Genomic DNA, 12404 nt, shown 5'->3' with positions numbered 1-12404 from the left:
GTCAGATGTGTATAAGAGACAGAGTCCGCACTTCGCTGAACCGCCTGCGCCGACTAGGCATGATCTACTTCATGGGCAGCGATAACAGCAAATTCCGCATCACCGAAGCGGTATTCCGCTTCGGCGCCGACGTGCGCAGCGGCGACGATCCGCGTGAAGCGCAGCTGCGTATGATCCGCGACGGCGAAGCCATGCCGGTGGAAAGCAGCCTGTCGCTGGAAGACAGCGACGACGGAGAGTCAAGCGGCGATAACCCGAGTGTTGAGGATGAACAGGAATGATTGAACGCGGTAAATTTCGCTCACTGACGCTGGTTAACTGGAACGGCTTCTTCGCCCGTACTTTCGACCTGGATGAACTGGTGACTACGCTGTCGGGCGGTAACGGGGCCGGGAAGTCCACCACGATGGCGGCCTTCGTCACCGCGCTGATCCCCGACCTGACCCTGCTGCACTTCCGCAACACCACCGAGGCCGGCGCGACTTCCGGTTCTCGCGATAAAGGGCTGCACGGCAAGCTGCGCGCCGGAGTGTGTTACTCCATTCTCGATGTGGTGAACTCCCGCCACCAGCGCGTACTGGTGGGCGTACGCCTCCAGCAGGTCGCCGGTCGCGATCGCAAAGTGGATATCAAACCCTTCACCATTCAGGGGCTGCCGACCTCCGTCGCCCCGACCGAGATTCTGACTCAGACCGTCGGCGAACGTCAGGCGCGGGTACTGCCGTTACCTGAGTTGAAAGAGCGTCTGGAAGAGATCGACGGCGTGCAGTTTAAGCAGTTCAACTCCATTACCGACTATCACTCGTTGATGTTCGATTTGGGGATCGTGCCGCGTCGGTTGCGCTCTGCGTCTGACCGCAGCAAGTTCTATCGCCTGATCGAAGCGTCGTTGTACGGCGGGATCTCCAGCGCCATCACCCGCTCCCTGCGCGACTATTTGCTGCCGGAAAACAGCGGCGTGCGCAAGGCGTTTCAGGATATGGAAGCCGCGCTGCGCGAAAACCGTATGACGCTTGAAGCGATCCGCGTCACGCAGTCTGACCGCGATCTGTTCAAGCATCTGATCTCGGAAGCCACCTCCTATGTGGCGGCGGACTACATGCGGCACGCCAATGAGCGACGCATTCATCTGGACAACGCGTTAACGCTGCGTCGCGATCTATTCGGCAGCCGCAAACAGCTGGCGACCGAGCAGTTCCGCCATGTGGAAATGTCGCGCGAGCTGCATGAACAGAGCGGCGCGGAAAGCGATCTCGAAACGGACTATCAGTCGGCCAGCGACCATCTGAGTCTGGTGCAGACCGCGATGCGTCAGCAGGAAAAAATCGAGCGCTACAGCGGCGATCTGGAAGAGCTGAGCGACAAACTCGAAGAACAGAATGAAATCGTGGCGGAAGCGCACGATCAGCAAGAAGAGAATCAGGAGCGCGCCGACGCGGCGGAGCTGGAAGTCGATGAGCTGAAAAGCCAGCTGGCGGACTACCAGCAGGCGCTGGATGCCCAGCAAACGCGTGCGATTCAGTACCAGCAGGCGCGTCAGGCGCTGGAGCGCGCCCGGACGCTGTGTCAGCAGCCGGATCTCACGCCGGAAAACGCCGATGACTGGCTGGACACGTTCCACGCCCGCGAGCAGGAAGCCACAGAACTGCTGCTGATGCTGGAGCAGAAACTGAGCGTGGCCGATGCGGCGCACAGCCAATACGAGCAGGCTTATCAGCTGGTGACCCGCATTGCAGGCGCGGTTAGCCGCAGCGAAGCCTGGCAGGTCGCCAAAGACGCTTTGCGCGACAGCTCTTCCCAGCGCTATCAGGCCGAACGCGTACAGCCGTTGAGAATGCGTTTGTCCGAGCTGGAGCAGCGCCTGCGTGAGCAGCAGGACGCCGAACGTCTGCTGCAAGATTTTGCCAAACGCAACGGTCAGGAGTATCAGCCGGAAGAGCTTGAGGGCGTACAGCAGGAATTAGACGCGCAGATCGAAGAGTTAGCCGGACTGGTGGCGGAAGCGGGCGAACGCCGTATGGCGCTGCGTCAGGAGCTGGATCAAATCCAGCAGCGCATCCAGCAGCTGACGGCCCGCGCGCCGGTATGGCTGGCGGCGCAGGAAACGCTATCCCAGCTCAGCGAACAGAGCGGGGAAAACTTCGAAGACAGCCGTCAGGTGACGGAGTGTATGCAGCAGCTGCTGGAGCGCGAGCGCGAAACCACCGTCGAGCGTGATGAAGTGGCGGCCCGCAAGCGCGAAGTCGAAGCGCAGATCGAACGGCTCAGCCAGCCGGGCGGGTCGGAAGATCAGCGTCTGAACGCGCTGGCGGAGCGTTTTGGCGGCGTACTGTTGTCGGAGATCTACGACGATGTCACGCTGGACGACGCGCCTTACTTCTCCGCGCTGTATGGACCGTCGCGTCACGCTATCGTGGTGGCGGACCTGTCTTTGGTGCGTGAACAGCTCTCCGGTCTGGAAGACTGCCCGGAAGATCTCTACCTGATCGAGGGCGATCCGCAGTCCTTCGATGACAGCGTGTTCGAAGTGGAAGAGCTGGAAAAAGCGGTCGTGGTGAAGATTGCCGACCGTCAGTGGCGTTACTCGCGCTTCCCCTCCGTGCCGTTGTTTGGCCGCGCCGCGCGCGAACAGCGTCTGGAAAGCCTGCGCAGCGAATGCGATGCGCTCTCCGAGCAGTACGCGACGCTGTCGTTCGATGTCCAGAAAACTCAGCGCCTGCATCAGGCATTCAGCCGCTTTATCGGCGCGCATCTGGCCGTAGCATTTGATGACGATCCGGAAGAGGATATCCGCCAGTTGAGCGGCCGTCGTGGCGAGCTGGAACGTGCCATCAGCAATTTCGATAATGAAAATCAGCAACAGCGTCAGCAGTATGAGCAGGCGAAAGAGAACACGGCGCTGCTTAACCGTCTGATCCCACGCATTAGTCTGTTGTGCGACGACACGCTGGCCGATCGCGTGGATGAAATCCGCGAGGAGCTTGACGAGGCGGAAGACGCCGCACGTTTCATCCAGCAGCACGGCGCCACGCTGGCGCAGCTAGAACCGCTGGTCAGCGTGTTGCAGAACGACCCGCAGCAGCATGAACAATTGCAGGCGGACTACACGCAGGCGCAGAGCGCGCAGCGTCTCGCCAAACAGCAGGCCTTCGCGCTGACCGAAGTCGTACAGCGCCGGGCGCACTTCAGCTATACCGACTCCGCGAGCATGCTCAACGCCGACGCCGATCTCAACGAGAAGTTGCGTCAGCGTCTTGAACAGGCGGAAACCGAGCGTACCCGCGCTCGCGATCAGCTGCGCCAGCATCAGGCCCAGTTGGCGCAGTACAGCCAGCTTCAGGCGTCGCTGAAAAGCGCCTATGACGCCAAGCGCGACATGCTGAAAGAGTTGACGCAGGAACTGACGGATATTGGCGTCCGTGCGGATGCAGAGTCGGAAGCTCGCGCCCGTCAGCGTCGTGACGAGCTGCATGCCGCGTTGAGCAACAACCGCGCGCGTCGCAACCAGCTCGAGAAACAGCTGACCTTCTGCGAAGCCGAAATGGATGCCTTGCAGAAGAAACTGCGCAAGCTGGAGCGCGACTACCATGTGATGCGTGAACAGGTCGTGACCGCCAAGTCCGGCTGGTGCTCCGTCATGCGTTTGGTGCGCGACAACGGCATGGAGCGTCGACTGCATCGCCGCGAACTGGCTTACATGAGCGGTGACGAGCTGCGCTCTATGTCGGATAAGGCGCTGGGTGCGCTGCGTCAGGCGGTGGCGGACAACGAGCATCTGCGCGATGTGTTGCGTCTCTCCGAAGATCCCAAACGTCCGGAACGCAAAATCCAGTTCTACATCGCGGTATACCAGCATCTGCGCGAGCGTATCCGTCAGGACATCATTCGCACCGATGACCCGGTGGAAGCCATCGAACAGATGGAGATCGAGCTGAACCGCCTGACGGAGGAGCTGACCTCGCGTGAGAAGACGTTGGCGATCAGCTCGCGCAGCGTGGCTAACATCATCCGCAAAACCATTCAGCGCGAGCAGAACCGCATCCGCATGCTGAACCAGGGGCTGCAGGCGGTGGCGTTCGGTCAGGTCAACAGCGTGCGCTTGAACGTCAACGTGCGTGAAACCCATACCACGCTGCTGAACGTCTTGTCCGAACAGCAAGAGATGCATCAGGATCTGTTCAGCAGCAACCGTCTGACCTTCTCTGAAGCATTGGCGAAACTCTATCAGCGTCTGAATCCGGAAATCGATATGGGTCAGCGCGCGCCGCAGACCATTGGCGAGGAACTGCTCGATTACCGCAACTATCTGGAGATGGAAGTGGAGGTCAACCGCGGCACCGACGGCTGGTTGCGTGCGGAGAGTGGGGCGCTGTCGACCGGGGAAGCCATCGGTACCGGGATGTCCATTCTGGTGATGGTGGTGCAGAGCTGGGAAGAAGAGTCCAAACGGCTGCGCGGCAAGGATATCTCGCCTTGTCGTCTGCTGTTCCTCGACGAAGCGGCGCGTCTGGATGCCAAATCCATCGCGACACTGTTCGAGCTGTGCGAACGGTTGGAAATGCAGCTGATCATCGCGGCGCCGGAGAACATCAGTCCGGAGAAAGGCACCACCTACAAGCTGGTTCGTAAGGTGTACCAGAACCACGAGCATGTGCATGTGGTTGGCCTGCGCGGCTTCGCCAGCGAAACCGAAGAGAGCGTGGCGACGCCAACGTCGTAGCGTTCAGCGTACGTTAGAGGCGATCTCCGCTGCGGCGGGGGTCGCCTTTTTTAGTTTCAGATAGTTATGTTCTCCCACTTCGTGTGAAGCGCAGGCCGCGCCAACGTGGCCTTGACCGCCATCCTACTTCCCCCGATCTGTGGTGGATGTCTTTCCACATGCCAGCGACGCGGCGAATACGCCGACCTGGCTCCATTCGTGACACCGTCACTGACTCCTCTCAGGATGTATAAAACCCGCATCGGTGTGACTTGAGGTCACAGCAGGCGCTTGCTTCGCCCGGTTTCTTCTCTCTATCGGTGCAGACGATTTGTGCCGTATTTTGCCCCTTATTTGTCCGTTTTATGCCACGATTCAAAGAATCCCTGTGCGAATCAGGATAAGGTACTCCTACAGAAAACTGGCGGCCTCCGGGTATGTACGCATTTAATTTGGTGTTACTGCTATTGCAGCAAATGTGTGTGTTTTTAGTCATCGCCTGGTTGATGAGTAAAACGCGTCTGTTTATTCCCCTGATTCAAATCACGGTGCGGTTACCGCACAAGCTGCTCTGTTACGTCACCTTCTCGATGTTCTGCATTATGGGAACCTATCTGGGCCTGCATATTGACGACTCGATCGCCAACACGCGCGCGATTGGCGCTGTTATGGGCGGCTTGCTGGGCGGTCCGGTGGTCGGCGGGCTGGTCGGCCTGACAGGTGGTCTGCATCGGTATGCTATGGGCGGGATGACCGCATTCAGCTGCATGATTTCCACTATCACCGAAGGCCTGTTAGGCGGGCTGGTACACAGCGTATTGATCCGGCGCGGGCGCAGCGACAGCCTGTTCAGCCCCTTCACGGCGGGGGCGATCACGCTGGTCGCCGAGCTGACGCAGATGGCGATTATCCTGCTGCTTGCCCGCCCGTTTCAGGAGGCGTCGCAGCTGGTGCAAAACATCGCGGCGCCCATGATGGTGACCAACACCGTCGGCGCGGCGATGTTCATGCGTATTCTGCTGGATAAGCGCGCGATGTTTGAAAAATACACCTCGGCGTTTTCCGCCACGGCGCTGCGGGTGGCGGCTTCGACCGAGGGAATATTGCGGCAGGGCTTCAACGAAGAGAACAGCACTAAGGTCGCGCAGGTACTGTTTCAGGAACTCGATATCGGCGCGGTGGCGATCACCGACCGTGAGAAGCTGCTGGCCTTTACCGGCATCGGCGATGACCATCATCTGCCCGGCAAGCCCATCTCGTCCGACTACACCTGGCGCGCGCTGGAAACCGGCGAGGTCGTGTACGCGGACGGTAACGAAACGCCATACCGCTGCTCGCTGCATCCGCAGTGCAAGCTCGGCTCTACGCTCGTCATTCCGCTACGCGGCGAGAACCAGTGCGTCATTGGCACGATTAAACTCTATGAAGCCCGACATCGCCTGTTCAGCTCTATTAACCGGACGTTGGGCGAGGGGATCGCGCAGTTGCTGTCGGCGCAAATTCTGGCGGGTAAGTATGAAGATCAGAAAGTGTTGCTGGCCCAGTCGGAGATCAAACTGCTGCATGCGCAGGTGAATCCGCATTTTCTGTTTAACGCGCTCAATACCCTGATGGCGGTGATCCGCCACGACAGCGACAAGGCCGGGCAGCTGGTGCAGTACCTGTCGACCTTCTTTCGCAAGAATTTGAAGCGTTCGACGGAGATCGTCACGCTGGCCGACGAGCTGGATCACGTTAACGCCTACCTGCAAATCGAAAAGGCGCGCTTTCAGTCGCGGCTCAACGTCCAGTTGAAAGTGCCGGATGAGCTGTCGATGCAGAAGTTGCCCGCCTTTACGCTGCAACCGATTGTGGAGAACGCCATCAAGCACGGCACCTCCCAGCTGTTGGGCGTCGGCGAAATCACGATACGAGCCAGCCGGGAGGACGAACACCTGATTTTAGCGATAGAAGATAATGCCGGTCTGTATCAACCCAGTCAGAAGGGAACCGGTCTGGGCATGAGCTTAGTGGATAAGCGTCTGCGAGCGCGTTTCGGCGACGGTTACGGCCTGACGGTCACCTGTGAGCCGGACGCGTTTACCCGCATCATCCTGCGGCTGCCTTGGGAGGAGCGTTTATGCTGAGAGTGTTGATTGTTGACGATGAACCGCTGGCGAGGGAAAACCTGCGTGTGTTACTGCAACTGGAGCGCGATATCGAGATTGTCGGCGAGTGCGCCAACGCGGTGGAAGCCATCGGTGCCGTGCATGCGCTGCGTCCCGACGTCATGTTTCTCGACATTCAAATGCCGCGCATCAGCGGACTGGAGATGGTGGGCATGCTGGAGCATCAGCATCGGCCCTATACGGTATTTCTGACCGCTTTCGACGAGTACGCGGTCAAGGCATTCGAAGAACACGCGTTTGATTACCTGCTTAAGCCCATCGAGTCCGCGCGGTTGCAGAAAACCCTTACGCGTTTGCGGCGGGAACGACAGGAGCAGGATATTTCCGTGCTTTCCGACCAACAGCCGCCGCTAAAATTTATTCCCTGCAACGGTCGCGGCCGTATCTATCTGCTGCAGATGGAGGACGTCGCCTACGTCAGCAGCCGCATGAGCGGCGTTTATGTCACCAGCCACGGCGGTCGTGAAGGGGTTACCGACCTGACGCTGAGGACGCTGGAAAACCGCACGCCGCTCCTGCGCTGCCACCGGCAATATCTGGTCAATATGGCCCACCTGAGCGAGATCCGTTTGGAAGACAACGGGCAGGCGGAGCTGCTGCTGCGCAACGGTCAAACCGTGCCGGTCAGCCGTCGCTATCTCAAAAACCTCAAGGAAACGCTCGGTCTCTGAGCGGTGAAAGCGCATCCCGCAAGGCGTCATTGAGGGCGCAGGTTCTCAAAGGCCTGACGGATGTTCTGTTCCGGCAGCTGTACGCCGATGAAAATCAGCGTGCTGCGCGGCGTTTCCTCGGGCTGCCATTCGCGATCCCAGTCGGCGTTGTATAGGCGTTGCACGCCCTGAAACAGCAGACAGCGAGGCTGATCCTGAATCCATAGCATCCCTTTGTAGCGCAGCAGGTTATCGGTAAAACCTGCCAGTAAGCCTTCCATGACTTTAGATACGGCGTCCAGCGAGACCGGATAGTCGAGTGTGACGACGATGGAGGCGATGTCATCCGGCTTGCCGGGGGCAAAACGATAGACCGGTTTTGCGGCGACCACGCGTTCGTCCAGCAGGAAACCGTGGGTGTTGAACAGATGTGACAGATCAATCTGACCCTGTGTAACTGGGTAAATTGGCGCACGGGCGTTGATTCGGCTCAGGCGTTCCGTTAGCGCAGAGTGGTCGCCCGCGAGGTCGGTTTTGGTCAACAGCAGGCGGTCGGCGTAGCCTATCTGCGATTGCGCCAGCGGGAAGCGGTCGAGCTGTTCGTCGGCATGCACGGCGTCCACCAGCGTGATCACGCCGTCCAGCAAATAGCGCTCACAGAGTCTGTCATGGGAGAAAAAGGCCTGAATAATCGGGCCGGGATCGGCCATGCCCGTACACTCGATCATCAGCCTGTCGAAGACGATGTCGCCTTTGTCCCGACCGTCTAGCAGATCGAGCAGCGCATCTTCGAGTTCGCTGGAGCGGGTGCAGCAAATACAGCCGTTGGTCAGCGTTTTGATCTGCGTAGCGCGGTCGCCGATCAGCTGGTCGTCAAAGGCGACATCGCCAAACTCGTTTTCGATGACGGCAATGTTCAAACCGTGGGGGGCGTTAAGAATGTGGCGCAACAGCGTGGTTTTGCCCGCGCCGAGGAAGCCGGTTAATACCGTGACGGGAATGGGGGTCATCATGATTCTCCTTTGGGTCAGCAGCAGCGCATGCCGCCTTTACCGTCGCCGCCATAGCGCGCCTGCTGACGCTCACGGAAAAACTCTTCGTAGGTCATGATCGGGCTGTCCGGATGGTTGGTCTGCATATGCGTGACATAGGTTTCATAGTCAGGGATCCCGATCAGCATGCGAGCGGCCTGTCCGAGATACTTCGACGCCTTGCCTAATTGATCGAACATCGTGTTTTCCTAAGAGTTCAGCCCCGCCAAAGCGGGGCTGTGCTAAGCATCATCAATGTCCGGAAGACGTTTTTACGCCGCCTTCAGGAATAGGAACGTACGGCGTTTCCTTATCTGTCCGCTGATCCGTTTTTCTGGCGTTCAGCCAGGTGCGGATACCGTAGAAAATAATACTGTAGACCACGACCAGGAAGAGAATGCTCAGACCGGCGTTGGTGTAGTTGTTAATCACGATGTGATTCATGTTGGCGACCTCCTGCGCGGTCAGTTCGCCGCCGGCCAGAATGCGCGCCTTATACTCCCGTGCCATGAACAGGAAACCTTCCATCTGCGGGTTGGTGCTGAACAGTTTCATGCCCAGCGCCCAGGTGGTGCATATCAGCAGCCAGGTGGCAGGCACCAGCGGCACCCAGAGATACTGCGTGCGCTTCATCTTCACCAGCACGACGGCGGCCAGCACCAGAGCGACCGCGGCCAGCATCTGGTTGGAAATACCGAACAGCGGCCACAGGCTCTTCACTCCGCCCAGCGGATCGACCACGCCCTGATAAAGCAGGTAGCCCCACAGACCCACGCAGCCTGCCGTACCGACGATACCGGCGGGCAGCGAGTTGGTTTTTTTCAGGAACGGGATGAAGTTGCCCAGCAGGTCTTGCAGCATGAAGCGGCCGGAACGGGTACCGGCATCCAGCGCGGTCAGAATAAACAGCGCCTCAAACAGGATGCCGAAGTGATACCAGAAGCCCATATCCGCGGCGGGAATGATTTGATGGAACACCAGCGCGATGCCCACCGCCAGCGTCGGCGCGCCGCCTGCGCGGTTCAGTACAGACGGTTCGCCGATGTCTTTGGCGGTCTGCAAAATCTGTTCAGGCGAAATCACGAAGCCCCAGCTGCTGACGGTCGCTGCCGCCTGCGTGGTGACCTCTTTCAGCTGAGACAAGACCAGCGGCGCGTTTTCCGTCCCCAGTTGGTGCAGGTTCGGCATCACGATCCCAAGTCCCGAGGGCGGGGTATTCATCGCGAAGTAGAGACCCGGTTCAATGATGGACGCGGCCACCAGCGCCATGATGGCGACGAAGGACTCCATCAGCATGGCGCCGTAGCCGATGAAACGCGCATCCGTTTCGCAGGCCAGCAGTTTGGGCGTGGTGCCGGAGGCAATCAGGGCATGGAAGCCGGATACCGCGCCACAGGCGATGGTGATAAACAGGAAGGGGAACAACGCGCCTTTCCACAGCGGTCCGGTACCGTCCACGTATTGGGTGATGGCGGGCATTTTTAGATCCGGATTCAGGATCACAATCCCCACGGCCAAACCGACGATCACCCCGATCTTCAGGAACGTCGCCAGATAGTCGCGCGGCGCCAGAATCAGCCACACCGGCAGCAGCGCGGACACAAATGCATAGCCAATCAGCGTGAAGGTGATGGTGGTGTCTTTAAAGGTCAGCGCCGGTCCCCAGAACGGATCGTGCGCGATAATGCCGCCGAACCAGATGGAGGCGACCAGCAGCACAATACCGATGACGGACACTTCGCCCACGCGGCCTGGGCGAAGGAAACGCATGTAGATGCCCATGAACAACGCGATCGGCACCGTCGAGCACACGGTGAACACGCCCCACGGACTTTCCGCCAGCGCTTTCACGACGATCAGCGCTAGCACCGCCAAGATGATAATCATGATCAGGAAGCAGCCGAACAGGGCAATGGTGCCCGGTACGCGGCCCATCTCTTCTTTGATCATCTCCCCCAGCGACGCGCCGTTACGGCGAGAGGAGATAAACAGCACCATGAAATCCTGCACGGCACCGGCCAGCACGACGCCCGCTAGCAGCCATAGCGTGCCGGGCAGGTAGCCCATCTGCGCCGCCAGAACCGGTCCCACCAAGGGGCCAGCACCGGCGATGGCCGCGAAATGGTGTCCAAACAGAACGTAACGGTTGGTCGGCACGTAGTTGAGACCGTCATTGTTGATGACGGCGGGCGTTGCGCGCGACGGGTCCAGCTTCATGACTTTCTGGGCGATGTACAGGCTGTAATAGCGGTACGCCACCAGATAGACGGATACGGACGCGACGACAATCCACAGCGCGCTGACGTTTTCTCCCCGACGCAGAGCGACGACAGAGAGACAGAACGCGCCGATGATGCCGATGATCACCCAGGGAATATGTTTCAGGAACGCATTATTTTTCATACAAAACCTGCTTGTCAGACGAACCAGTAAAACAGCGAAACGGGCTGCTTTAATAAGGCTGTATGGGTTTTAGGGGTTAGAGATAAAGCCAGTGTTGATACTGGCGGCTATCGTGGCGAATTTGGCAGTAGGTCGGTGGGATAATTGAGTGAGCGGCGGGATACTCCCGGTGAGCGGTCATGGGCGCGCGTCAGTGGTATTCATGAGGTTATTACTGGCTTGAATGTGTGAGGGCGATCTCATTAAAGACGGTAAAAGCGAAGAAGCAGGCCGCGGGAGGAGGTACCGGTCCCGCGAGAAAATATCAAAAGTGTTACCGATATCAATTTATCGGCTATCCGGCCCAGTCGAAAGCCGTCGTCAATTCGGTCAGTGCCTCGCGCACCCGCAGTATCGGCCGGTCGCGCAGGGCCGGTTGGCGGCATCCTAACTCAATGGCGTAGTTCGGCATCGTCAGCGGACAAGGGACATAGCGCAGTGTCGGCACCATCTCGGCAATGGCTTTGGCCGCGTGAGCCGGAATGGTCGTGACCAGATCGCTGTCTTTCAGCAGCCAGGGGATGGCGGCGAAGTGCGTGGTCGATGCTCCGACGGTGCGGGCGAGTCCCAGCTCGGTCAGCTTTTCATCCATCAGACCGATATAGCCGCCGTGCGAGACCAGCAGATGCGGGCGGCGAATGAACTCGTCAAGCGTGAGCGTGGGTGAAGGCGCATCCGATGTTGAGGCGATCAGACAAGCGTAGCCCCCGGTCGCCAGATGACTTTTGGAGAGTGAGCGGTAGGTAAATCCCCCCGCCGTCAGCGCCAGATCCAGTTCATGCCGCAGCAGCATATCGGCGGCGATCTGGCTGTGGGTTTGCCGAAACACGACGCGCAGACCGGGCGACTGCTGATGCAACTTCTGCAACAGCGGCTGTCCCAGCGCCAGCTCAAAATCATCCGACAGACCCACGATGACCGTTCGGCCCGCATACGACGCCGTTTCGTGGTTTAACAGCAGCAGCGTTTCGCGACATTTGTTTAAAGCGTCGCTGACCAACGGCTGGAGTTCGCTGGCTCTGGGCGTGGGCGACAACCCGCGTCCGTTGCGGATAAACAGCGGATCGTGATACAGCGTTTTGAGCCGTTTCAATGCGGCGCTCACGGCGGACTGAGTCAACCCGAGCCTGACGCCCGCGCGGCTGGCGCTGCCTTCTTCATACAACGCCTCGAAGGTCTTCAGTAAATTGAGATCCAGTGAGCCGATATTAATTTCATTCATAGTATTCAGCGACGAAGTGGGCTTTTATTCATTCTAGCGTAGTGCCACTCTGAAGCCCATGCCGCATCACGATCGAGGCGGCCACTCACCATTGATGACAGGGGAACAGAGTATGGCGAAATCCGTTGTGGCGGCACTGCAGCTGGGGTCTTCTCCCGCAGGAAAAGCGGCGACCTTGCAGGAGATATTGGC

The 12404-nt window shown here is 59.1% G+C and carries 8 protein-coding genes; 4 read left to right on the top strand and 4 right to left on the bottom strand.

Annotated features, from left to right (window positions below):
• From Q7O77_RS08095 to btsR, 4 genes are all read left to right on the top strand, one after another.
• A partial coding sequence (locus tag Q7O77_RS08095) for a chromosome partition protein MukE (protein WP_304165542.1) occupies window positions 1-281 on the top strand: 281 nt, incomplete at its 5' end.
• On the top strand, window positions 278-4720 hold the full coding sequence (gene mukB / locus Q7O77_RS08090) for a chromosome partition protein MukB (RefSeq protein WP_304165539.1): 4443 nt from the start codon (window positions 278-280) through the stop codon (window positions 4718-4720). The genes Q7O77_RS08095 and mukB, both read left to right, overlap by 4 nt.
• Window positions 4721-5136: 416 nt before the next feature.
• Window positions 5137-6825, top strand: a complete 1689-nt coding sequence (locus Q7O77_RS08085; protein ID WP_304165536.1) for a sensor histidine kinase — start codon at window positions 5137-5139, stop codon at window positions 6823-6825.
• Window positions 6819-7538, top strand: a complete 720-nt coding sequence (gene btsR / locus Q7O77_RS08080) for a two-component system response regulator BtsR (protein ID WP_304165533.1) — start codon at window positions 6819-6821, stop codon at window positions 7536-7538. Before Q7O77_RS08085 ends, btsR begins: the two co-directional genes overlap by 7 nt.
• Before the next feature lie 26 nt (window positions 7539-7564).
• Here btsR and yjiA read toward each other — a convergent pair whose 3' ends face one another.
• The 4 genes from yjiA to Q7O77_RS08060 all read right to left on the bottom strand — a co-directional run bounded on the left by yjiA (window position 7565) and on the right by Q7O77_RS08060 (window position 12212).
• Entirely contained in the window at window positions 7565-8527 is a 963-nt protein-coding gene (yjiA, locus tag Q7O77_RS08075; protein WP_304165545.1) for a GTPase, read from the bottom strand.
• 17 nt (window positions 8528-8544) lie between these two features.
• The gene (locus tag Q7O77_RS08070; protein ID WP_085651674.1) at window positions 8545-8748 is read right to left on the bottom strand and encodes a YbdD/YjiX family protein; all 204 of its coding nucleotides are present in this window, start codon (window positions 8746-8748) and stop codon (window positions 8545-8547) included.
• 52 nt (window positions 8749-8800) lie between these two features.
• On the bottom strand, window positions 8801-10951 hold the full coding sequence (locus tag Q7O77_RS08065) for a carbon starvation CstA family protein (protein ID WP_085651675.1): 2151 nt from the start codon (window positions 10949-10951) through the stop codon (window positions 8801-8803).
• 334 nt (window positions 10952-11285) lie between these two features.
• The gene (locus Q7O77_RS08060) at window positions 11286-12212 is read right to left on the bottom strand and encodes a LysR family transcriptional regulator (protein ID WP_304165527.1); all 927 of its coding nucleotides are present in this window, start codon (window positions 12210-12212) and stop codon (window positions 11286-11288) included.
• Window positions 12213-12404 lie beyond the last annotated feature (192 nt).

It is taken from the genome of Lonsdalea britannica (genome assembly GCF_946477055.1).
Taxonomy (GTDB): domain Bacteria; phylum Pseudomonadota; class Gammaproteobacteria; order Enterobacterales; family Enterobacteriaceae; genus Lonsdalea; species Lonsdalea britannica_A.
The sequence above is the reverse complement of the archived record's forward strand: the minus strand, read 5'-3'. Positions and strand labels throughout refer to the sequence as shown.